This is a genomic window from Limosilactobacillus sp. WILCCON 0051 (assembly GCF_039955095.1).
In the GTDB taxonomy this organism is placed as follows: Bacteria; Bacillota; Bacilli; order Lactobacillales; family Lactobacillaceae; genus Limosilactobacillus; species Limosilactobacillus allomucosae.
This window is the reverse complement of record NZ_CP154878.1, coordinates 2,158,097-2,179,400: the sequence shown is the minus strand read 5'-3', so window position 1 is coordinate 2,179,400 and position 21,304 is coordinate 2,158,097. Positions and strand designations below refer to the sequence as shown.

Here is a 21,304-nt window from a genome sequence, read left to right as displayed (position 1 = left end):
TCGTAACGACTAGGGATCTTTTATTGTATGATACCTAATGTTGATATTTTTTGATGGAGGAAAGATTATGAAAACAGCGTTGCAGAAGGTAAGACGTGGCTTGAACACCAAGCTGGGCTTCTTTCTTCTCACGGTGCTCTTGTTTGCAATTAAGAGTTACTGGGCTTATAAAACCAAGTTCAACTTGGGGATTTCCGACAGTATGCAGCAGTTTTTGCTGGCGTTTAACACTTTGCCTGGGGCTCTGGTCTTTTTAGGCATCGCGCTTTATTTCCGCGGTCGGCTTTCATACTGGCTGATGATCTTAATTAATTTTCTGCTTTCGACCTGGCTGTTTGCCAATATTCTCTATTACCGAGAATTTTCCGACTTTATTACCTTTAACATCATCAAAGGTTCTGGAGCGGCATCAAATAACCTGGGCAAGAGTCTGATGGGCATCATCAAGCCAACCGACTTTTTGGTTTACGCTGATGTGATCATCTTGATCGTTCTGCTGGCTGCGCATTTTATTCGGATTGATATACGCTACTTTAAGGTTCGCTATGCAATGACGATTACGATGATTGGCTTTGTGCTGTTTGGTGCGAACCTGGCCATGGCAGAAAAGGATCGTCCTCAGCTTTTGACGCGGACCTTTGACAACAACTACATCGTCAAATATTTGGGACTACAGGCTTATACGATCTATGATGGCGTCAAGACCACCCATAACAGTGCGGTTAAGGCTAAGGCTGACAGCAATGACATCAAGCCAGTCTTGAAGTTCTTAAAGAAAAACTATGCTTCGCCAAATATTGAATATTATGGTCAGGCAAAAGGCAAAAACATCATCATCATCCACTTGGAAAGCTTCCAGCAGTTTATGATCGATTACAAGTGGAAAGGCGAAGAAGTTACGCCAAACTTAAACAAGCTTTACCATGCCAGCGATACGATTTCGTTTGACAACTTCTTCAACCAGGTTGGTCAAGGGAAGACGGCCGATGCGGAATTGATGCTGGAAAACTCGCTGTATGGTCTGCCAGAAGGTTCGGCTATGGTTACTGACGGGACGACCAACACGTTCCAGTCAGCGCCAGCTTTGTTGGAACAAAAGCTGGGCTACACCACGGCCTCATTCCATGGCGACGTGCCTAGCTTCTGGAACCGTGACAATGCCTACAAGAGCTTTGGCTACCAGTACTTCTTTAGTAAGGACTATCTGCCAAAGGTTAAGGATGAAGACATGGGTTATGGGGTCAAAGACAAGCTGTTCTTAAAGGAATCCGCATACTACCTGGAACAGCTGCCACAGCCATTCTATGCTAAGCTGATTACGGTCTCGAACCACTATCCTTACATCATTGACAAGAAGAATACTTCAATCAAGTCATGGAATACCGGTGACAGTACGGTTGATCATTATGTCCAGACTGCCCGCTACCTGGATGAATCAGTTGGCGAACTGCTTAACTACCTGGATTCAACCGGCCTGCGCAAGAATACGATGCTGGTTCTGTATGGTGACCATTATGGAATCTCCAACAACCACAAGGCCGCTATTGCTCAGATCTTGGGCAAGAAGTCAGTTGACAACTATGATCTGGCAATGTTCCAGAAAGTACCGTTCATGATCAACATGGAAGGCTTAAAGGGTGGCGTCAACCATACTTATGGTGGTGAAATCGACGTTCTGCCAACCATTGAGGATCTTTTGGGCATCAGTTCCAATAAATACGTTCAGTTTGGTCAGGACCTGCTTTCCAAGAACCGCAATCAGATCGTGCCGTTCAGGAATGGCGACTGGGTAACCAACAAGTACACCAAGTACAATGGGGATTACTACTACACCAGCAGCGGCAAGGAGATCAAGTCGCCAACCAAGGCCCAGAAAGCCGAGTTTGCCAAGATTCAAAAGTACGTCACGACGGATCTTGGTCTGTCTGATAAAGTCGTCAATGGCGACCTGCTGCGTTTCTACAAACTGAAAGGCTTTAAGACGGTCAACAAGAAGAGCTACTCGTACACGCTGAAGAATGGCTTGAAACAGCTTAAACAGGCGCAAAAGAAGAGCAAGACCAGCTTGAAGAGTCAAAACAACAACCAATCAACGCTGGATCAATACACGACCGATGCACCTGAACTAAAGGGTGTCACGCTGAAGTTCCCGACTAAATAATCCAAAAGCTCAGTCGCTTAAACGGCTGAGCTTTTTTAATGAGGCACGGCTGATATGCTGGTCTGGACGCAAAACGATGGCTGCAGCAGAACAGGTTATTGCGATAGGTGCCAATCGCCATTGTCCTGCTGTATTTACCAAAAGATTGCTGCTGGAACAGGTCGGTACTGTAATATTAGTTACACCGCGCCAGATGCAAAAAGATTACGATTTATTTTGCATTTGCGAACGTTTTCACTCATGGCAATTGATTGTGATAAAATTAGAAAAGAAATTTGACAAAAAGGATTTAAAGAACATGGATGAATGGCTGAATTATGATCGTTTTGATCGTGAAACCTGGCATAGTTTTTTCCCCTATGGCAAAACTTTCTTAACCCAGGAAAATCTTGAGGATATTAAGTCGCTCAATGACCAGATCTCGCTGGCAGATGTACGTGAGGTCTACCTGCCTTTGATTAAGCTGATTCAGCTGCAGTATCAAAATTATTTGCAGATGCAGCTGCAGAAGATGACCTTTTTGCGGAAGCCGATGCGGCGAATTCCCTATATTATCGGCATTGCTGGTTCAGTTGCGGTGGGCAAGAGTACTTCCGCGCGCCTGCTGCAGATTCTGCTAAAGCGTCTGATGCCGGATAAGCGGGTTGAGCTGATCACGACTGATGGTTTTATCTATCCCAATCGTGAGCTGGAAAAACGAGGCATCATGGCTCGCAAAGGATTTCCGGAAAGCTATGATATGGAAAAGCTGCTGACGTTTTTAAATGATGTCAATGCTGGTGAAGACTGCGTCAAAGCACCGGTTTATTCACATAGCGTCTACGATATTATTCCTGATGAGTATCAGAAGATTGAAAAACCGGACGTGCTGATCGTTGAAGGAATCAATGTCTTGCAGCTGCCCACTACGCAGCGAATCTACGTCAGCGACTTTTTTGACTTCTCGATTTACATTGATGCTGAGCCTGAGCTGATTGAACAGTGGTATCTGGAACGATTCGGCATGCTTTTGGACACAGCCTTTCAAGATCCAAGCAACTACTACTATCCTTACACCAAGGGCAGCCGCAGTCAGGCCTTTGCAGATGCACGCAAGGTTTGGAATACGGTCAATCTGCCTAATCTGCGCGATTACATTCTGCCAACGCGCAATCGGGCCGATGTAATTCTGCATAAGGCCGAAAATCACCATATTGATCGAATTTATCTGCGGGAAGACTAAAGAGCGTTATCCAAGTCATGATGGCAAGTGTCAGCAGTATTGGGACTTGCCGACAAAGACTTCTGGCGGGGAATGGCGATGGCTTTTGAGAGTTTGGCAATGTGAGATGGTTAAGATAGGCCGTGCCAGTTTACCTCAAACTGTTAATCTTACAATTGATCAGGCAGCAAATCTACTGGTCACCATAGATAGTCGGTACAATACGGCAATCGAATCGGATAAAGGCGGAAGTGCAATCAGCAATGGTTTTGCCAGCGTTGGTCAGCCAGCTTTGTGAAGAAAATGGCCCCCTAAGCTGCTATGGGGCTTGAAATTACCTACTATTCCTTGATTTTTTGCGAGAAGTAGGTAGCTGCATACTCGATTCACCTGACTTTACCTACTTATGACGTCTTTTGTCGAAATAGTAGGTAATGATGCATATTTAAGGTGGGATTGGGCCAGACCGACTTTGTGAATTACCTACTGTTGAGCGATTTTTATCAAATATTAGGTAATGTTAGGGTACCCTAAGTCGATATGCATTGATTTTTACCTACTATACAGTCGTTTTTCGAAAAAAGTAGGTAATGATATTTTTGTTATATATATTATGCAGAACTTTTTGCATAATTGGGTTCAATCAATGCTTAGCAACGATTTTTACACCAGGCGTCAGCTGAAGCTACAAGAAAAAGCGCTCCAACAAGCTTGCATGCTGGGGCGCTTTGTTTTGGTTAAGTACTTTGCGATGCCGTAACTGGTTATCAAGGTTGCGGCCGTAGTAGTCTACTGTGTTTTGGTCAATGCTTTTGCGTTGCCACGACTGGATTGCTTAAGACTTTTAAAGCTGGCGGTAAAATAGATGGTGCCGTCTTTCCAATCAACGCTTAGGCTGCCCTTGAAGTTTTTAACCAGGTTTTGGGCAATTGAAAGACCAATCCCAAAACCAGATTTTTTTTCATTGTTATGCGAGGTGTCATTGCGGTAGAATCGCTCAAAGAACTTGTTGTAGTCAACGTTTTTACCCTCTGCATAACTGTTGCCGACTTTGAGCAGCACGTTTTTGCCATGTTTGTCGGCATTGACGTCAACGAAGATCGTACCATTAGGATCACAGTATTTATTGGCATTATCCAATAGAATGCTGATCAGCTCATAGTAATAATTTGGATCAGCTTTAATCTTGAGACCAGGCTGCAGTTGATATTTAAGCTGATGATTGGACTGAGCGATAACGGCCTTGAAGTTGTCGATGGCTTTTTGCACTTCAGTCGCTGGATCGATTTCCTGCAGCTGCAGTTCGGGGCGCTCATCCAGCTTGGCTAATGAAATCATCAGATTGATCAGGTGCGTCAGTCGCTGAACCTGCTGCTTGTTGCTTTGAGTCCATTCGCTTTCGCCATTCATCATTTCTTCCAGTTCGGTGTTGGCTGAGATAATTGAAAGTGGCGTCTTTAATTCATGACCAGCATTGGTGATGAATTCTTTTTGTCGCTGCTCAGCTTCGATAACCGGCTTGATGGCTCGCTTGGATGACATGATCAGCACGAATTCAAAGAGAATCAGACTGATGATGCCTAAAACGATTCCAGAAAGCATCAAGTCATGCGTATTCTTGAAAATCATCGACTGATCCAAAAAAACGATGCCAATCTGACCATTTTTCTTTTTGACCATCTTATAGGCATAGCTGGTACCCTGATAGCGAATAATACCGCGCGTCCGCCCACGCTGCTGAACGGTTTTTGCCAGATCGACAATTGCATCTGGCGAGACCGTTAAGATATGAGAGTTGTCAATCTTGATGCTCTTGCCGTCCTTGCTGATATTGGCGCTAAAATAGCGGTATTGAAACAGCTCTTCACGATTAAAACGAGAGCCCAGCCGCTTTTTGGCCGCTGCATTTGCATTTTTAGTGGAAAGCTGGCCGTTGTGCTGAGAAAGCAGGGTCAAAATGTCATTGGTTTCACGATGGGCATGAATGCTGGAGACCGAAACCATGCTGCCAATAATCGTAATCAAGACGATTACCAAGGCTGCCGTTGAAATAGCAATGAATTTGTTGCGGAGTCTTTGAATCATTGGCGTACCCCCTTTAAGCTGGCTGACTTAACTGATAAGGACCTCCTTTTTGACCATCGATAATGGTGCTTGATCCTACTGCCTGCAGTTTTTGTCTAAGATATGAGATATAGATCCACACGTCTTCGGCATCGGCATTTTCATCACGGTCCCATGCCTGGTTCAACAGCTGCTGCGTGGAGAGCTCTTTGTCGGCATTTAGAATGAAATAGGTAAGCAGACGCGTTTCCTTGCCTGAAAGACTCATTGAGTTGTGACTTGCCAAGCGTTGTTCTGCCTGATCGACTTTAAGATCGCCAAATGACAGTACGTCGCTGTCATATTCTTCGGTCCGGCGTTCCAGTGAGCGCAGCCGGGCCAGCAGTTCTTTGAGTGAGAATGGCTTGGTCAGATAGTCGTCGGCTCCGGCATCAAGACCGGTTACCTTGTCATCGATTTCAGCCATGGCGGTCAGCATAATGATGTAGGTGCGATCACCGGTTGCGCGGATTTCTTTAAGGGCCTCCAAACCGGTTTTAACGGGCATCATAATATCAAAAATCATGACGTCATAGGCATTGGCCTGGGCATGCTCAACTGCTTCTTGACCATTGAAAACCGGATCGACATCATAGCCGACGCTCTTCATAGCCATAATCAATACACGGGAAAGCTGTTTTTCATCTTCAGCAAGCAGAATTTTCATGGAAAAATCCTCCTAATCGTTTTCGTGGATAAGTTGACGGATCGTCTGCATCTGGACATCGCAGGCAGCCAGCTGATCAGCGCAGCGGCGCAGTTCCTTGCCGATACGTTCTGGATTTTCAATGTCGTGCTTATATTTCATCTCGTGTTCCAGGCTGGCCCAGGAATCCATTGCAATCGTACGCAGCTGGATTTCGACAAAATAATGACCGGGTGTCTGGCCATCAATGTCCTGATATGGCGTCACAGCGTCTAAAATCAAGTGATAGCTGCGGTAGCCGTTTGGTTTGGCATTGGCGATGTAGTCTTTTTCCTTGACGATGGTGCACCAGTCGGCATCACGCAAAAGATCGATGCAGCGGTAGACGTCATCGATGAAGTTGCAGACCACACGAATGCCAACCGCGTCGCGACATTTGCGCAAGGCTGACTCGGGTGTTGCTGGGTAGCCTTTGCGCTGGCATTTTTCAGTCATGCTGTCGTTGGCCTTAACCCGACCAATCAAGTGCTCATACAGCTTGGGATGACCGCTGGCAACCTGGGCGCTGCTTAACTGTTTGATCCGATCGAGCACGTCGTTTAAAATCAGTGGCAGATTGTCGGCGCACGGACCGTAGATTTCCATTTCCATCATTCCTCAATTCTATAAAACGTATTGCTGATAATAATTAATGTTAACGCAAAATCGGTCTTAACTTAAGAAATAAGACTGAAGAATAATTAAAATAAAGCTTAAGAAATTATTCGCTTAGCCTCAGTCAGTTTGCATCGACTGAGGCTTGATTAACGATTGCCAGTTCGGATATTAAGCGTTTGCTGGGTTGATAGCCGGCTGATTTTAAATATATTGTCCGTAAATATGGTATAAGAATTCTAATTTAATGAAATATGTTAGGCAAACCAGGGCATAAAATCATCTTGAGGATTGACCTTGTTCGGTTTTACCCGTAAAATAGCCTTTAGATTTAAAAACAATGATCTTTTACAAAAGGAGTGGAAACTAAGTGGCTAACGTCAATCTTGATGCATTCGACAAGATCCTCGTGCTCGACTTCGGTAGTCAGTACAACCAGCTGATTACGCGCCGGATTCGTGACTTTGGCATCTATTCCGAATTGCTCTCCCACAAGCTGAGCGCTGAAGAAATCAAAGAAATGCATCCCAAAGGCATCATTTTCTCTGGGGGTCCCAACAGTGTCTACGCAAAGGACGCCTTTAAGGTCGATCCAGAAATCTACAAGCTGGGGATTCCAATTTTGGGGATCTGCTACGGCATGCAGCTGATGTCTTATGACCTGGGCGGCAAAGTCGAACCAGCCGACGATTCTGAATATGGCCGAGCTGATATTGAAGTTACCGATGACAACGCGGTAATGTTTAAAGGCCTGCCAAAGAAGCAGTACGTCTGGATGAGCCATGGCGATCGCGTCGTTGAGGCACCAGAAGGCTTTAAGGTCGTTGCTACCAGCAAGAACTGCCCAATCTCAGCCATTGCCAACGACGAAAAGAAGCTTTACGGCATTCAGTTCCATGCCGAGGTCCGCAACAGTCAGTATGGTCTGGATATTCTGAAGAAGTTTGCCTTTGACGTTTGCGGGGCAAAAGCGAACTGGTCAATGGACGACTTTATCGACATGCAGGTTGAAAGCATCCGTAAAGAAGTCGGCGACAAAAAGGTTATCCTGGGTCTTTCCGGCGGGGTTGACTCCAGCGTTACGGCCGTTTTGATCCACAAGGCAATTGGCGATCAATTAACCTGCATCTTTGTTGATCACGGCCTGCTGCGCAAGAACGAGGCTGATGAGGTAATGAACGCCTTGAGCCGCGACCTGGGCGTTAAGATCGTCAAGGTTGATGCAGCTGATCGTTTCTTGGGCAAGCTGAAAGGCGTTTCCGATCCAGAACAAAAGCGGAAGATCATTGGCAAGGAATTCGTGGAAGTCTTTAACGAAGAAGCCAAGAAGATGAAGGATGCCGAATACCTGGCTCAAGGTACGCTCTACACCGACGTTATCGAATCTGGGACCGACACGGCACAAACCATCAAGTCGCACCATAATGTCGGCGGCCTGCCAAAGAAGCTCGGTTTTAAGCTGATCGAACCATTGCGCAGCCTGTTTAAGGATGAGACTCGTGAACTGGGTGAAAAGCTTGGTATTCCGCATGATCTGGTTTGGCGTCAGCCATTCCCAGGTCCTGGTCTGGGGATTCGGGTCTTGGGCGAGATCACGCCTGAAAAGCTGGAAATCGTGCGGGAAAGTGACGCGATCCTGCGTGAAGAAATCAAGAAGGCCGGTCTGGATGAAGAAATCTGGCAATACTTTACGGTGCTGCCTGGCATTCGTTCCGTCGGCGTAATGGGTGACGGTCGGACCTACGACTACGCGGTTGGTATCCGAGCCGTAACCAGTATCGATGGGATGACGGCTGACTTTGCCAAGATTCCATGGGATGTCTTGCAAAAGATTTCGGTGCGCATCGTAAATGAGGTTGATCACGTTAACCGGATTCTTTACGATGTCACGAGTAAGCCGCCTTCGACAATTGAATGGGAATAGGGATTGATTAAAGAGAAAGGCTGATATAACGGTATTTCTGGTAACCAATCCCAACCAAAATCAAAGCCCCGTGATTCACTAAAACGTGGATCATGGGGCTTTTTCTGTTGATGTTTTCTGTTGACTTTTTAGGCGGGGCAGAAAGAACGATTCCAAAATTATGGATAAGATCTTATAGCCAGCTCGTCTTTTGAAACGAAATGATCATTAGTTTGGTGATGGCGATGATTAAAAACCATCCTGAGCGCCCAAGCCAGCCAGCTCAACAGTGAAATTACGATTATGAAATTGAGCCATAATGGAGCAGCATAGCTTAAATAGGCAGTGTTTTGCCCCGGCTGCTGAATGACTGTCGGTGAGCCAACCAAAGAACGCTTAAAACGGGTCAGCTTTTTACCGTTGACGATCAGCCGCGATTGACGATAGGTAACGATTGGCAGCTGAATTCTGCAGCTTTTATCAGCCTGCCAAGTCAGTTTTAAGCGCCCGTGACTGACGGCTTGGATCTTGATACTTGATTTTTGGTCGACGACTGAAGCGCCATAGCTGTAAGCGGCCTGCATAGCGTCAACGTTGGCTTTGGCAGTGGCCAGATAGTCGGGAACGCGTTTTTGCAGCTGTTTCAAAAATGTTTGGTAGTTGCTGGTATGCATGGCTTTTAAGACGTTTTGCCGGTCCTTTTGACTGTTGTTTTTACCGATCGATGTGGTTTTGCTGGTTAAAACGCGCGGCATAAAACCAATCTGTGCTTTCTGATTGATGGACAGGCCGACTTGAGCCAGGCAGACCAGCCAGATGACGCTTACAACACCAATCCCCAGCCAATGTGGGTTAAAGAAGCGTTTTTTAATCGGCCGGCTGCTGAGCGACTTAAAAGATCTTGCCAAGCCGACGATGAGCAACGGATAGGCCAGCATCATCAAGCGAACTGGAAACTGCAGCAGGCGGCTGACCATGGGAAAATGGCTGACGATGATTGACCAGCAAAAGAAACGCGAGCTGATCCAAAAAAAGATGGCACCCAGCAAGGTAGCGGTCAGATTTAAGCGGTCATGACGCCAGTTCAAGATTGCCAATAGCACCTGCATAATCAGCACACCTAATAAAAAGACGGTAATCGTAGTATGAGTATTGTTTAATGGATCAAGACGCAGCGTGTTCTTTACGATGTCAAAGTCAGCCGGCATGGCCAGATGGTTGGTGAGACTCAGATAGATCAGCGGAATCAGCGTATTGGCCGTTAAAACGCTGGTTGTCAAGACTGCCTTAACGGTATCGAGCAGCATTTGTGTTTTGCTGTTGGCGATTTTTAAAGCGTACAGCCAGGCAGGAATCAGAATTAACATGAACAAAAGCGCACTCAGCAAATGGATCTCAATAGTCAGACTCATCAATAGAGCCAGTTTTTTCCAGTGAATTGGACGTCTGGCATCAGTGATCATTTCAAACGTGAGCATCAGCAGATAAGGCATCAGCATTGCTCCTAAGGCAGTGGTATTGTTTCCAATCTGCCAGCGTGGCATCCAGCCCACCGTCAGATAAAAGCTGGCCATCATTGCCGCGATGATGGGCCGGATTTTGAGGCGTTTCAGCAGCTGGTACATGCCTAAACCGCCAATTAGATAGACGATGGTGCTAGAGATAATCTGGTATTGATACCAGCTGTGTGCCAACAGCAGCAGGACACCGTTTAGATAGGCAAACAGCGGACCGTAAACGACATTGACGATTCGACCGCTCTGGTTAAAGCCATAGATCGACTGAAACCAGCTGAAGTTTAGATGTTTCAGCTGTGAATAGGTCTCATAAAAACGGTTATAGTGAAAAACGCTGTCGGCACCGATAATTCCATGCCCAGTAATCATTTGGCCAGTCAGCAGCAGGCCGATTGTCAGGATGATCAAGCCGGCTGCACGATTGTTTTTTAAGATGGTTTTAAAATTCATATTGTTTCTCGTTCCAATTGATTTAATCAGCAATTATAGCTGGAAATTTTGAAACAAATGCGAACGTTGTCGGGCTTTTCGATTAACTTTGACTTAAACTGCCTAACCAAAGACGTTGGCTGGTTATGCTAAAATGGTTTTAGATTTTTAAGGACAGGTAGATAAAAATGCATAACTTAATTTTTCTGGATGACCTAAATGGCGCGGATTTGGATCCATACGTACGGTTGAATGAAGCCCAGCTGTTTCACGCGCTGGAGCCTGACCCGGGACTTTTTATCGCAGAAAGTCCTAAGGTAATCGAACGGGCCCTGCGCGCTGGCTATCAACCGGTTTCGCTTTTAGTAGAAGAAAAGGCCTTGACGCGTGATTTAGCAGATCTGGATCATGAAATGGCGGCTAATCAGACCAGCGGCTTAGGGCAGACGCCAATTTACGTTGCCAATAGCGAACTGCTTCGTCAGCTGCCGGGCTATAATCTTTTGCGGGGCGCACTGGCAGCGATGCATCGCGTCAAGCGTCTGGAGCTGGCTGATTTTTTAGCGACCATGCCGGCTGAGCATCCCCGTATTGCCGTCCTTGAGAGCGTAGTCAATCCAGCCAATATTGGTGCGATTTTCCGGTCAGCAGCGGCTTTGGGCATTGATGGCGTCATCGTGACCAGCGACTCGGCAGATCCTTTTTATCGCCGGTCTTCGCGCGTGGCAATGGGAACCGTTTTTCAAGTGCCTTGGACCTATGTTGATGCCAAAACCTGGCAGCATGCTGGTATTGATCTGCTTCATCAGGCCGGATATCAGACGGCGGCCATGGCATTGCGGCATAATACCATCAGCATTGACGATCCTAAGCTGACTGCCGTGGATCGTCTGGCGATTATCATGGGTTCGGAAGGTCCGGGGCTAAAGGAGACAACGATCGAGCAAAGCGATTTTACGATCAAGATTCCAATGGCTCCAGGAGTCGATTCTTTAAACGTTGCGGCCGCCTCAGCCCTGGCATTTTGGGAACTGGGCAATCGGATTGCCGAATAGCGACAGTATTCAAAAAAACGTCCATTCATGTTTTGAGAATGGGCGTTTTGAGTTTACAGGTCAATAATTTGATAGTCGAATCCTTGAGCTTTGATGAATTTCATCAGATCGGCCGCTGAAAGAAAGATCGTATGCGTATTGATGTTGGGATGGAACGTTAATGGAATGTTTTCATCCAGCATGTCTTGATCAAAGTAGATCTGAATGTTGTGAGCCGTGTTGTTCATAATGCCAAATGGCGAAACGATGCCGGCCTCAAGTCCCAGCTGCTCTTCGATGTCACTGTCATGAGCCATTGAGATGCGCTTAGTGCCGGTAAGCTCTTGAAACTCTTTAAAGTCCATGCGCTTGGCATCGTCCATGATCACCAGGTAGAAGTTTTTCTTTTTATCCTTTAGAAACATCGATTTGGTGCGGACGCCGATTTTACCAGCGATATAGGCATCGGCTTCTTCAGTGGTCTTAGCGGCGGGATGGTCCACCATTTCGTATTTGATGTCCAGTTTTTGCAGCTCGTCAAGCAGTTCTTGGTAGGCAATTGCAGAACCTTTAGTCATTGTTAACAATCCTTTCAGTAATCGCTTTCTTTATTATGCTATATGTTACATCAATTTTGACAGAATTTGAATTGTGTCAGATTATTTGAACGGTTCCGCGATTCTGTCAATCTTCGTTGGGAAAATTTCGTTAGGATATAGTCAATAAATAAATTAGGAAGTGAGTTTGAATGACTGAATTTTCAATTACGACAACGATCAACGGCCAGATCTATACTGAAGAACAGCTGGAACGCTTGAAGTACGAACGGGCACTGCACGTTTTGCATGAGTTCAAACGATTAGGCGTTGACTTGAAAGATGAGGATGGAAAAGTATATTCTGATACGGATCTAAACTGGCTGGAACCGCAAAAGGCAATGCGTCTGCTTGAAAAAACGCATTATGCAATAGGAAGCGAGCAGACGATGAAGATCATGAAGCCGGTATTTGAAGATTCTGCCAAACGCTGGCATGAATTTAATCAGCGGCCGATTGAAGAACAGGGCTGCTGGCTGGGAGTGACACATTTTGACATTAAGGGCTTAACCATGCCGCAGGTTCAAAAGGCTATGGCAACAATGCAGAATGGAATGACGCCGTTTAAGATTATGCCTGAACATTATGGCGTGGCAGGCGAGATTGCTACTGGCCAGACGATTATGGAGACTTTTGGCTGTTTTGGCGAACCGGTCTGCACGCACGGGATAGGTTCACAAACGATTCCTGCTTATACTCGAGCAAAGCGGCACGAAGACTATCCGCTGGTACTGGCTGGAGAGGTCCATCTGGCTGATAATAATGAAAATATTCATGTGGGTGCTATTCACGAGTTTAAACCAAATTCAGAGGGCCTAGAGATGATCTCAACGTTCTTCTGCCCCAAGGATGCTCCGCAGGCAATTGCCAAGGGACATACGATTCACTTTGCATTAGAGGTTGGCGGCATGATGAAACTGGCAGCCGGTGTAAAGTAGCATCAGTATCAAAAGCAGTTAAATAAACGGATTTTACAAGGAATGCAGATAAGCGAAAAGCTGAAATCAGTCCGGCAAGGCTGACTTCAGCTTTTTTTGACATCTTCTTTTTGTGAAAGAACCATTATCTGTTGGATAAAGCGGCGCAGAAAATCGGCCAGTTCGTCGATTGAGATTGCGTCGGGATGATAGATCCACCAGTGAATGATACTCATCCGAGCGCCGTTAGTAGCCTCGTTAAGCAGTGCGAGCTCGATTGAATTATTAGGGTGTGTCAGTGCATGCTCGTATTCCTGTGCCATTGGCAGAAAAAAGCGTCCCAGCTGATATTGAAAATAAGGATCGCCATTTGGTCCCATCAGTAGCTTAAGGGTAGGAAAATGCTGCTGAATATGAGTTAGTTTCACTATAAGCAGATCGTGGATTTTCTGTGAATCGGCCAGATTGCCAATTGGAACAGTCATCTGCGGAAGTTCGTTGAATAAGCTGTTTTCAACGTCTGAAAGTAAATCGTATATCGAATCATAATAGGTGTAGAAAGTTCCGCGACTGATGCCGGCAGCTTTAGCTAATTGGCTGACTTTTATCTGATCGTAGCGCGTTGATTTCAACATTTGCAAAAAGGCTGTCTGAATTTTTTGTTCAGTAGTAACTTTAGCCATGGCTTACTCCCTTCTAATCATTTCATCTTGATGTCATATTAATTCAGCTGGCGTTCTCGGTGCAATAAAAAACGCTGTCAATATTGGATTGACAGCTGTTTTTTAGTTTAGATGATTATAGATGAATCTCAGCGACTAGTCAGCCAGCTTACCGACTACTTGCAGCTTGCCTAAGACGCTTTCGCCATGAGGAGCATGAGCAATGGCCGCGGTGGCATCAGTGCCGGCCGTAACGCCATGGTGCTTGCCGCCTTGCCATGCTGACACTTCAGTTACGTCATAGACCGTGCCCTTAACGGCAACATAGGCTGGCTGACCGTTTTGACCATTGAACTGCTTTAATTCGGCTAAGGTAAATGTTTTTTCCATTTGCTGATTCCTCCTTAATGAGAAAACGATTGTAGCTTGATAACTGAATTGTACAAGAGAACATGGAAAAAAGCCAAATAACTGCCCCTAAATAAATATTAAATTTTGGCAAAGCGACTGATTGGCTGCCAGGCGGCTTTTAAGATCACCCAGGCCAACAGGCCGCCAACGATGGCACTGACTGCAAAGCTGGGGACGAATAAGAAAAGCGATCCTTTAGCACCCATCAGCAAAGCAGCGATTGGATAGGAAACCAGCGCGCCAATCAAACCCGTGCCGATCAATTCGCCCAAAGCTGCCAGCCATATCTTGCCAAACCGCTTAAACATCCAGCCGCTCAGCCAGGCGCCAAAGATGCTGCCAGGATAGGCCAAAAGCGTCCCCGTGCCTAAAAGATTGCGCACGGTTGAGGTCAAAAGCGCCTGCACGACTGCCCATTCCGGTCCCAAGACCACGCCAGCAACAATATTGATCAGACTTTGCGTTGGTGCGCATTTGGCCACGCCGATGGGAAATGAGAACATGCTGCCGCCACAAACGGCCAGTGCCGATAACACAGCGGTCAGCACCAGCTGATAGGTCCGTTTTTTCATAAGGTTCCTCCTAAAAAACTTTTTAAAATCGTCTCAAACCAATAAAAAAACTCTTTCCCAGTGCCGAGAAAGAGTGCTTAATCATTAATCAAAAGAACGTGACGATGCGGCCACGCCAAATTAAGCTGTCTCCCTCCGCTAGTACTAACTAGATCAGGTTATGTGGGTATTTCTCAGCCAAATCAATGGCACCCCAGACAGAGTCATTTTATTTCAACTACTATTTAACCACTGCAGCACCAGGGTTGACAAGTGGCGATGGCACTGCATTCATTGGTCGATAGATAAAGTATTTAAGTAATTTTTGAAATAAGGATTGCCTTTTAAGAAAAATTTGGTATTATCTAGTTAATCACTTAAGTAACTAACTAAAACATCTGTTGCTTTTGGTACTTTTGTCGCATTGAAATGGATTTTTGAGAAGTAGAAATTGGGGAAGATTATGCAAAAAATAAAACATTGGGTAAAAAATCACCGCAAGACAACGATCGGCACGGCAATCGTTTTGGTTTTGCTGATTGGGATGGGGATCATCAATAAAATCAAGCAGAATAAGGCCGCGCAGTCTTCACGCTATGTCGTTGCCAAGGTTGCCAAAACAACGCCTTTGACGCTGACCGGGACCGTTGCCGCCCAACAGCAGCAGGTCTTGAGTCTGCCATCTGGCAAGGTGCAGTCGATCGGGGTTGCCAACGGACAAAAGGTCAGTGAGGGTGATCCTTTGGTAACGACCTACAGCGAGAGTGCCAATGAAGAACTGACCGATGCCAAGCAGGAACTGGCCAAGGCACAGCGCAACGTAACGGCACAGCAAAACAATGTCAGTGCGGCGCAAAAGGATGCGGCTGCGCAAAGCGAGGATGGCACGGCTTCTGGATCGGCCAGCAGCGTTGCCCAGGCCCAAGCCAGTCTGGCCGATGCGCAAAGCGACGTTACGGCAGCTCAAAACAAGGTCAACACGCTGAGTCAAAAGGTCACCCAGACTTTAACGGCACCATTTGACGGTACGGTTACGGTTGACGATACCAAGCAGGATGCACCGGTAATCACGATCTACTCCAACGATCTGAAGTTTAAGAGCAAGGTATCAGAATATAACTACAGTAAGCTTAAAACCGGTCAGGAGATTCACGTGCGGGCACTGGCAACGGGCAAACAGGCCGATACGACGATCAGCTACCTGGCCACGGTGCCGACCACGAACTCGCAAAGCAATGGTGCCAGCTACGAGGTTGACGCCGACTTGAGCAGTGAAGACTTTATGGATGGGCAGACGGTCAAGGCTTCAGTTGCGCAAAACCAGCTGCGGATTCCAAAGTCCAGCGTTAAAAATGGGCAGGTCTACGTCGTTAAAAACGGTAAGGCCAAGGCAGTTGCCGTTAGCGGTAAGCGGGTCAACGAATACTTTGAAGTCAAAAGCGGCGTCAAGGCTGGTCAGCAGATCGTCACCAACCCAGACAGCAAGCTGCATAACGGGACCAAGGTGAGCGCTGATGACAATGATTAGACTGGAACACGTCAACAAGTACTATGGTCAGGGTGCGACTCGATTTCACGTGCTGCATGATATCAATCTGCAGGTTGATGCCGGTGAACTGATGGCGATTATCGGGGAATCAGGGTCTGGCAAGTCGACCTTGATCAATATCATCGGTTTTTTGGATGATGATTTTGAAGGAAACTATTTTTACAATGACCAGGCGATCCATGATTATACGCGGGCGGATTTTGCCAAGCTGCGCAACCAGCACGTGGGGTTTGTCTTTCAAAACTTTAAGCTGATTCGCGACATCAGTATTGCCGAAAACGTTATTCTGCCCTTGCTGTACGCGGGAGTAGGTCGGCGGCAGGCCAAAAAGACAGCGGCCCGGGTTTTGAGTCGCGTTGGTCTAGGGGGGTATGATGACAAACTGCCCACTGAGCTTTCGGGTGGACAGCAGCAGCGGGTCTCAATCGCGCGCGCCATCATTGCCAATCCTGATTTCTTGATTGCCGATGAGCCAACGGGGGCTTTGGACACGAAAACCAGTCAGGAAATCATGGACCTGTTTAAGCAGCTCAATCAGACTCAGCATACGACCATCATCATGGTGACGCATGATCCACGGGTTGCCGAGCAGTGCGAGCGCGTTGTCAAGATCATTGATGGCCGAATTGTCGACGATCGAAAGGTGGGAGCAAATTGAGAAATGCCGAACTCTTGCGCAGTGCTCTGCAATCGCTAAGAGCCAACCCCAAGCGCAGTTTTCTGACGACGATTGGGATTACGATTGGGATCGCGGCGGTAATTACGATTTTGGCACTGGGAAATGGGGTCAAAAAAAGGCTCAGCGACGAGTTTAATACGACTCAAAACGGTGAGCAGTATACCTATCTTTACTTTACGCCCAACGATTCGCAGTCGGCTGCTTCCGGATTTACCGAAACGGACTTAAACGCGATTGAGGAACGATTTGGCGCCAAGGTGAAAAAAGCCGCGATCTCGCATGAAACCAACAATGCTTCCGTCTCGCCGCTGGTTGGCAATGAGCGGGTCAACAACGCCACGATCTCACTGCTTAAGCGGCCGACCAGCAAAATTTCCATTATAGCGGGCCGCAATCTTACGACCAATGAGCTTTTGACTGAAGAACCGGTTATTCTGATGAAAGAGTCGCTGGCCAAAAAGCAGTATCAGACGGTTCAAAATGCAGTCGGCACTTCAGTTTCGATTGGAGATCACGACTATCGCGTGGTCGGGGTGTATCGCTCACAGACCAATACCTATAATGACAACAAGTACGGCGCAGATCTGATTGGCGGCACCAAGCTGTTTTATTCGGGAACCACGGCGACAACCGGCTATGGCATTAAGCTGACGTTTTATCAAGGCGCCAATGCCGGTAAGGTTACCAAAAAGATCAAGAAGTACATGGAAAAGAAGGGAACCAGCGCGCATGATGGTACCTACATGGCAGTCGATGCCGGTGCGGAACTGACCAAAGTCAACAACATGATCACCGGTTTGACGGCCTTTATCAGTGCCATTGCGGGGATCTCGCTGTTTATTGCCGGGATTGGGGTCATGAACATGATGTACATCTCGGTTTCTGAGCGAACGCAGGAAATCGGGATTCGGCTGGCAGTTGGGGCCGCGCCTAAAAACGTGATGGCCCAGTTCTTGTTAGAAGCCATCGTCTTAACGGTCGGCGGCGGGTTGCTGGGCTTTGTCATCGGCTGGCTGCTGGCGGGCATAATCAGTAATTTCATGCCTTACCACATTCATGCCGTCGTAACCTTGAATTCGTTCCTGCTGGCATTTGGGGTCTCAGCTTCAGTCGGGATCATCTTTGGGATCTTGCCGGCTAAACAGGCTGCCAACAAGAACCTGATCGAAATCCTGCGCTAGTCAATCTTTATTGAAAAGCGGCAGTTTAAAGAAACCATTAAAGGCACGTTGTCAAGCTTGGACTTGAACAGCGTGCCTTTTTGGTTTGTGCCTGTAAAATTAATTTTCCTGACGATGGTAGTTGCCAAGCAGCCGCAGTGAGGTCGTGTAGTTTTTCAGTTCGGCCAAAGCTTCGGTAATCCGCGGGTCAGCCAGATTGCCATCCAGGTCAACATAGAAATAGTATTCCCATGGGTTGCCCAGCAAAGGCCGCGATTCGATCCGAACCATGTTGATAGCATGCTCTTTAATGACGCGCATGACTTCATAGAGCGTGCCGACCTCATTTTTCAAGGTAAAGATCAATGAAATCCGATCAGCATCCGGCAAGATTTCAGGTGCACGGCCAAAAATGATAAAACGCGTGTGATTAGACTTATCGTTTTCGATGCTGGGTGCTAAGACGTCCAGATTATATAATTTGGCTGCTTCAGTCGAGGCAATCGCGCCAACTGCCGGATCCTGTCTTTCAGCGGCCATTTTAGCTGCCAGTGCCGTATTGAGGCATTCTTTACCTTGAATCTGGTGCGTGGCTAAAAACTGGCTGGTCTGCAAAAGGCCCTGGGGATGCGAATAGACTTCCTTGATGTCATTAAGCTTGGCGCCTTTAACGCCCAATAGGTTTTGGGCAATGTAGATGGACTGCTCGCCAACGATGAAGAAATGATACTTGTTGATCAAATCGTAGTTGTCATTGATGGCGCCGGTTGAGGAATTTTCCATTGGGACGACGCCATAGTCGATTGCGCCGTTTTGCAGTGCCAAAAAAACGTCTTCAAACTTAGGATAGTTGCGACTTTCAACCTGGCCAAACCATTGATGCATGGCCTGAGAAGAGAATGATCCCGGGACGCCTTGATAGCCAACGGTAACCCCGGTTCGCTGCGGTTGTGCAATCATAGATAATTCCTCCGTAATCTAAAAAATTTCTTCTAATCTTAGCTGATTGTCTAAATTATGACAACCATTACCGGATTAGTTAGTGGTGCTTGTTTGGGAACATGCTAAAATAGACGGGTCGATAAAAGGAGATTTTTATGAAGATTATCATTGCTCCGGCTCGGAATATGAAAGCTGATCCGGATTCATTGCCGATTCAAGGCTTACCGCAGTTTTTGCCGCAAACGGAAACGATTTTAGATTATCTGCGCAGTTTAAGCTATGACCAGCTCCATCATCTTTGGTGGGACTGCAGCGAAAAAATTGCCATTCCCAACTATCAATGGGTGCAGCAGATGGATCTTTACCATCAGCTGACCCCGGCGCTGCTGGCATTTACCGGCCTGCAGTACCAGCGGATGGCTCCGGGAGTTTTTGATGAGGCAGCACTTGGCTACGTTCAAGACCACTTGCGCATCTTGTCAGGCTTTTATGGCTTATTGAGGCCGTTTGACGGGATCGTTTCCTATCGCTTGGGTATGGGTGATCGAGCCAAGGTTGCCGGGACCAGGAATCTATATGAGTTTTGGGGCAGCAGACTGGCCGATGAGCTTTATGCACAAGACGAGCTGGTTTTGAATCTGGCGTCCAAGGAATATGCCAAAGCAGTCATTCCGTATGTCAAGGGCAAGCGTCAACTGGTCAGCTGCACGTTTGTCAAAGCAGAGCATGGCCGCTTCAAGACTCAAGCCACTCGGGCCAAGATCGCGCGGGGCAACCTGGTACGCTATCTGGCTGAGCGGCAGGCTGATGATCTGGCAGTCGTAAAGCAGTTTGATCTTGGCTATCATTATGATGAGCAGGCATCGACGAATGATAATTTGGTTTTTGTAGCAGATTAGGATGGGAAGAGAGAATTGAGAACAGAGAAGTCAAGTGACAGTCGCGCGCTGGCAATTGCAACGATTGTCATGGGAATTATTGCCGGAGCCAGTTCCGGTTTGTTAAGCATTGTTTTGGACGCAACGGAAAGAGTATTTTTTCATTTTACCGAAACCAACGCGATTCCGGTCGCATTTTCAGCCACGCCCTTAAACCGGCTGCTGGCACCGATTATTGGGGCTTTGATCGTATCAGTCGTCTGGTACTTTATGCAGCTGCACTACCGACCAGTTAAATTGGGCAAGGCCGTTGATGGCGAAAAAATGCCAATGGGGGCCACGATCATGCACGTTACGGCCCAGGTGTTCTATGTCGGGACTGGGGGATCCATCGGTCGGGAACTGGCCCCAAGAGAAGCCGGCGCAATGTGGGCCCAGTCATGGATCCAATTGGGTGATCAGATTGGCTGGCTTAAGCTGGCTCCAGAAGACCGCCGCCTGCTGATTGCCGCGGCAGCCGGGGCCGGTTTTGCCGGTGTCTACATTGCACCGATTACAGGAGCGATGTTTTGCCTGGAGATTCTCTATAAAAAGATTGATAAAAAAGCCGTGATCGTCAGTCTGACCATGGCTGCGATTGCAACGATGGTCGGTGCAATCGTCAAAGGCTGGCAGCCGTATTATCTGGTGGCGTCACGTCAGTTTTCGTTGCGCTTGATTCCCTTTGTAGTGATCGTGGCACCGCTGATGGGCTTTTTGGGTACCTGGTATAAACGGTTGATTGGCCGCGCCAGTGCACTGCGCGTGAAGGATCGGCGAATTTTTGTCACGATGCCGCTGGCTGGGGCGCTGACGGGTGCCGTTGCCTGGTTTTTCCCAGAAATCATGGGTAATGGCCGGGGCGTGGCCCAGATGGCAATCAACGTGACCAGTGTTTCTCATTCGGCAGTTGCTTTACTGCTGTTCGGCTTTTTTGCCAAAGGGCTGGTTACTTTGGCAACGATCAGCGGTGGCGGCTATGGCGGGACACTGACGCCATCGATTGCCATGGGTTCGTCTTTAGGCGTGCTGTTAGGGATGATTTTTATTCAGGCAATTCCTGGCGAACCGTTGATGCAGTTTGCCGTCTTAGGGGCAGCCTTTTTCTTGGCAGCTACTCAGCAGGCACCTTTAATGGCAATGTTTATGCTGTTTGAAGTCTGCCATTTGAATTTTTCGGCGCTTTTGCCATTGGGGATGGGCGTGGCACTAAGCATGGCGATCTCCAGCTGGATGCAGGCTAAAAAAGCATAAAAAAGAAAGGACAGTGCT

19 protein-coding genes and 1 riboswitch are annotated in these 21,304 nt (G+C 47.2%); of the genes, 10 read left to right on the top strand and 9 right to left on the bottom strand.

Annotated features, from left to right (window positions below; translation table 11 throughout):
* Positions 1–67 precede the first annotated feature (67 nt).
* Both ABC765_RS10190 and coaA read left to right on the top strand, forming a co-directional pair.
* Positions 68–2,161, top strand: coding sequence for an LTA synthase family protein (locus ABC765_RS10190; protein WP_347980379.1), 2,094 nt, complete (start codon positions 68–70; stop codon positions 2,159–2,161).
* Positions 2,162–2,459: 298 nt separating this feature from the next.
* Complete coding sequence (gene coaA / locus ABC765_RS10185; protein WP_347953821.1) at positions 2,460–3,383, top strand: type I pantothenate kinase; 924 nt, start codon at positions 2,460–2,462, stop codon at positions 3,381–3,383.
* Between the two features lie 768 nt (positions 3,384–4,151).
* Here coaA and ABC765_RS10180 read toward each other — a convergent pair.
* The 3 genes from ABC765_RS10180 to ABC765_RS10170 are packed head-to-tail and all read right to left on the bottom strand — an operon-like array spanning position 4,152 to position 6,756.
* Positions 4,152–5,447, bottom strand: a complete 1,296-nt coding sequence (locus ABC765_RS10180) for a HAMP domain-containing sensor histidine kinase (protein ID WP_347964074.1) — start codon at positions 5,445–5,447, stop codon at positions 4,152–4,154.
* Positions 5,448–5,460: 13 nt separating this feature from the next.
* Entirely contained in the window at positions 5,461–6,132 is a 672-nt protein-coding gene (locus tag ABC765_RS10175) for a response regulator transcription factor (RefSeq protein ID WP_347980378.1), read from the bottom strand.
* 12 nt (positions 6,133–6,144) lie between these two features.
* Positions 6,145–6,756: a GTP pyrophosphokinase family protein gene (locus ABC765_RS10170; protein WP_347964072.1), complete on the bottom strand. Its 612-nt coding sequence runs from the start codon at positions 6,754–6,756 to the stop codon at positions 6,145–6,147.
* Positions 6,757–7,135: 379 nt separating this feature from the next.
* On the opposite strand from ABC765_RS10170, the gene guaA reads away from it, so the two are divergent.
* Complete coding sequence (gene guaA / locus ABC765_RS10165) at positions 7,136–8,689, top strand: glutamine-hydrolyzing GMP synthase (protein WP_347980377.1); 1,554 nt, start codon at positions 7,136–7,138, stop codon at positions 8,687–8,689.
* A 158-nt stretch (positions 8,690–8,847) separates the two neighbouring features.
* Here guaA and ABC765_RS10160 read toward each other — a convergent pair whose 3' ends face one another.
* A complete protein-coding gene (locus ABC765_RS10160) occupies positions 8,848–10,635 on the bottom strand; it encodes a hypothetical protein (RefSeq protein ID WP_347980376.1) in 1,788 nt (595 codons plus the stop codon).
* 167 nt (positions 10,636–10,802) lie between these two features.
* Between ABC765_RS10160 and ABC765_RS10155 the strand changes: the two genes are divergently transcribed.
* Positions 10,803–11,669 carry an RNA methyltransferase gene (locus ABC765_RS10155; protein WP_347980375.1) on the top strand — a complete coding sequence of 289 codons (867 nt, stop codon included), beginning with the start codon at positions 10,803–10,805 and terminating at the stop codon, positions 11,667–11,669.
* Between the two features lie 53 nt (positions 11,670–11,722).
* Here the strand turns inward: ABC765_RS10155 and ABC765_RS10150 are convergent, their stop codons facing one another.
* The gene (locus tag ABC765_RS10150; RefSeq protein WP_347980374.1) at positions 11,723–12,226 is read right to left on the bottom strand and encodes a prolyl-tRNA synthetase associated domain-containing protein; all 504 of its coding nucleotides are present in this window, start codon (positions 12,224–12,226) and stop codon (positions 11,723–11,725) included.
* Between the two features lie 170 nt (positions 12,227–12,396).
* Here ABC765_RS10150 and ABC765_RS10145 point away from each other — a divergent pair, with 170 nt between their 5' ends.
* Positions 12,397–13,182, top strand: coding sequence for a hypothetical protein (locus ABC765_RS10145; RefSeq protein ID WP_347980373.1), 786 nt, complete (start codon positions 12,397–12,399; stop codon positions 13,180–13,182).
* A gap of 86 nt (positions 13,183–13,268) precedes the next feature.
* On the opposite strand, the gene ABC765_RS10140 is transcribed toward ABC765_RS10145, so the two are convergent.
* The 3 genes from ABC765_RS10140 to thiW form a co-directional block, all read right to left on the bottom strand.
* Positions 13,269–13,844, bottom strand: a complete 576-nt coding sequence (locus ABC765_RS10140) for a TetR/AcrR family transcriptional regulator (RefSeq protein WP_347980372.1) — start codon at positions 13,842–13,844, stop codon at positions 13,269–13,271.
* Between the two features lie 135 nt (positions 13,845–13,979).
* Positions 13,980–14,213, bottom strand: a complete 234-nt coding sequence (locus ABC765_RS10135; RefSeq protein WP_347980371.1) for a cytochrome b5 domain-containing protein — start codon at positions 14,211–14,213, stop codon at positions 13,980–13,982.
* A gap of 98 nt (positions 14,214–14,311) precedes the next feature.
* Complete coding sequence (gene thiW, locus ABC765_RS10130; protein ID WP_347964066.1) at positions 14,312–14,806, bottom strand: energy coupling factor transporter S component ThiW; 495 nt, start codon at positions 14,804–14,806, stop codon at positions 14,312–14,314.
* A gap of 113 nt (positions 14,807–14,919) precedes the next feature.
* Positions 14,920–15,012: riboswitch (TPP riboswitch) on the bottom strand.
* A 236-nt stretch (positions 15,013–15,248) separates the two neighbouring features.
* On the opposite strand from thiW, the gene ABC765_RS10125 reads away from it, so the two are divergent.
* The 3 genes from ABC765_RS10125 to ABC765_RS10115 are packed head-to-tail and all read left to right on the top strand — an operon-like array spanning position 15,249 to position 18,194.
* Complete coding sequence (locus ABC765_RS10125; protein WP_347953812.1) at positions 15,249–16,313, top strand: efflux RND transporter periplasmic adaptor subunit; 1,065 nt, start codon at positions 15,249–15,251, stop codon at positions 16,311–16,313.
* Complete coding sequence (locus ABC765_RS10120) at positions 16,306–16,992, top strand: ABC transporter ATP-binding protein (RefSeq protein WP_347954023.1); 687 nt, start codon at positions 16,306–16,308, stop codon at positions 16,990–16,992. The genes ABC765_RS10125 and ABC765_RS10120 overlap by 8 nt, the downstream gene beginning before the upstream one ends.
* On the top strand, positions 16,989–18,194 hold the full coding sequence (locus ABC765_RS10115) for an ABC transporter permease (RefSeq protein ID WP_347964065.1): 1,206 nt from the start codon (positions 16,989–16,991) through the stop codon (positions 18,192–18,194). The genes ABC765_RS10120 and ABC765_RS10115 overlap by 4 nt, the downstream gene beginning before the upstream one ends.
* Positions 18,195–18,293: 99 nt before the next feature.
* Here the strand turns inward: ABC765_RS10115 and ABC765_RS10110 are convergent, their stop codons facing one another.
* On the bottom strand, positions 18,294–19,133 hold the full coding sequence (locus tag ABC765_RS10110) for a prephenate dehydratase (protein ID WP_347980370.1): 840 nt from the start codon (positions 19,131–19,133) through the stop codon (positions 18,294–18,296).
* Between the two features lie 137 nt (positions 19,134–19,270).
* Between ABC765_RS10110 and yaaA the strand changes: the two genes are divergently transcribed.
* Together yaaA and ABC765_RS10100 are read left to right on the top strand one after the other, a co-directional pair.
* Entirely contained in the window at positions 19,271–20,014 is a 744-nt protein-coding gene (yaaA, locus tag ABC765_RS10105; RefSeq protein ID WP_347953809.1) for a peroxide stress protein YaaA, read from the top strand.
* Between the two features lie 69 nt (positions 20,015–20,083).
* Positions 20,084–21,286 (top strand): chloride channel protein, encoded by a 1,203-nt coding sequence (locus ABC765_RS10100; RefSeq protein WP_347954022.1) that lies wholly within the window; start codon positions 20,084–20,086, stop codon positions 21,284–21,286.
* Positions 21,287–21,304: the final 18 nt, after the last annotated feature.

Bases quoted from the DNA above. Each gene is read 5' to 3' on its own strand.
- ABC765_RS10190 (WP_347980379.1), top strand. From the start codon at position 68: ATGAAAACAGCGTTGCAGAAGGTAAGACGTGGCTTGAACACCAAGCTG.
- coaA (WP_347953821.1), top strand. From the start codon at position 2,460: ATGGATGAATGGCTGAATTATGATCGTTTTGATCGTGAAACCTGGCAT.
- ABC765_RS10180 (WP_347964074.1), bottom strand. From the start codon at position 5,447: ATGATTCAAAGACTCCGCAACAAATTCATTGCTATTTCAACGGCAGCC.
- ABC765_RS10175 (WP_347980378.1), bottom strand. From the start codon at position 6,132: ATGAAAATTCTGCTTGCTGAAGATGAAAAACAGCTTTCCCGTGTATTG.
- ABC765_RS10170 (WP_347964072.1), bottom strand. From the start codon at position 6,756: ATGGAAATCTACGGTCCGTGCGCCGACAATCTGCCACTGATTTTAAAC.
- ABC765_RS10160 (WP_347980376.1), bottom strand. From the start codon at position 10,635: ATGAATTTTAAAACCATCTTAAAAAACAATCGTGCAGCCGGCTTGATC.
- ABC765_RS10155 (WP_347980375.1), top strand. From the start codon at position 10,803: ATGCATAACTTAATTTTTCTGGATGACCTAAATGGCGCGGATTTGGAT.
- ABC765_RS10150 (WP_347980374.1), bottom strand. From the start codon at position 12,226: ATGACTAAAGGTTCTGCAATTGCCTACCAAGAACTGCTTGACGAGCTG.
- ABC765_RS10145 (WP_347980373.1), top strand. From the start codon at position 12,397: ATGACTGAATTTTCAATTACGACAACGATCAACGGCCAGATCTATACT.
- ABC765_RS10140 (WP_347980372.1), bottom strand. From the start codon at position 13,844: ATGGCTAAAGTTACTACTGAACAAAAAATTCAGACAGCCTTTTTGCAA.
- ABC765_RS10135 (WP_347980371.1), bottom strand. From the start codon at position 14,213: ATGGAAAAAACATTTACCTTAGCCGAATTAAAGCAGTTCAATGGTCAA.
- thiW (WP_347964066.1), bottom strand. From the start codon at position 14,806: ATGAAAAAACGGACCTATCAGCTGGTGCTGACCGCTGTGTTATCGGCA.
- ABC765_RS10125 (WP_347953812.1), top strand. From the start codon at position 15,249: ATGCAAAAAATAAAACATTGGGTAAAAAATCACCGCAAGACAACGATC.
- ABC765_RS10120 (WP_347954023.1), top strand. From the start codon at position 16,306: ATGATTAGACTGGAACACGTCAACAAGTACTATGGTCAGGGTGCGACT.
- ABC765_RS10110 (WP_347980370.1), bottom strand. From the start codon at position 19,133: ATGATTGCACAACCGCAGCGAACCGGGGTTACCGTTGGCTATCAAGGC.
- yaaA (WP_347953809.1), top strand. From the start codon at position 19,271: ATGAAGATTATCATTGCTCCGGCTCGGAATATGAAAGCTGATCCGGAT.
- ABC765_RS10100 (WP_347954022.1), top strand. From the start codon at position 20,084: ATGGGAATTATTGCCGGAGCCAGTTCCGGTTTGTTAAGCATTGTTTTG.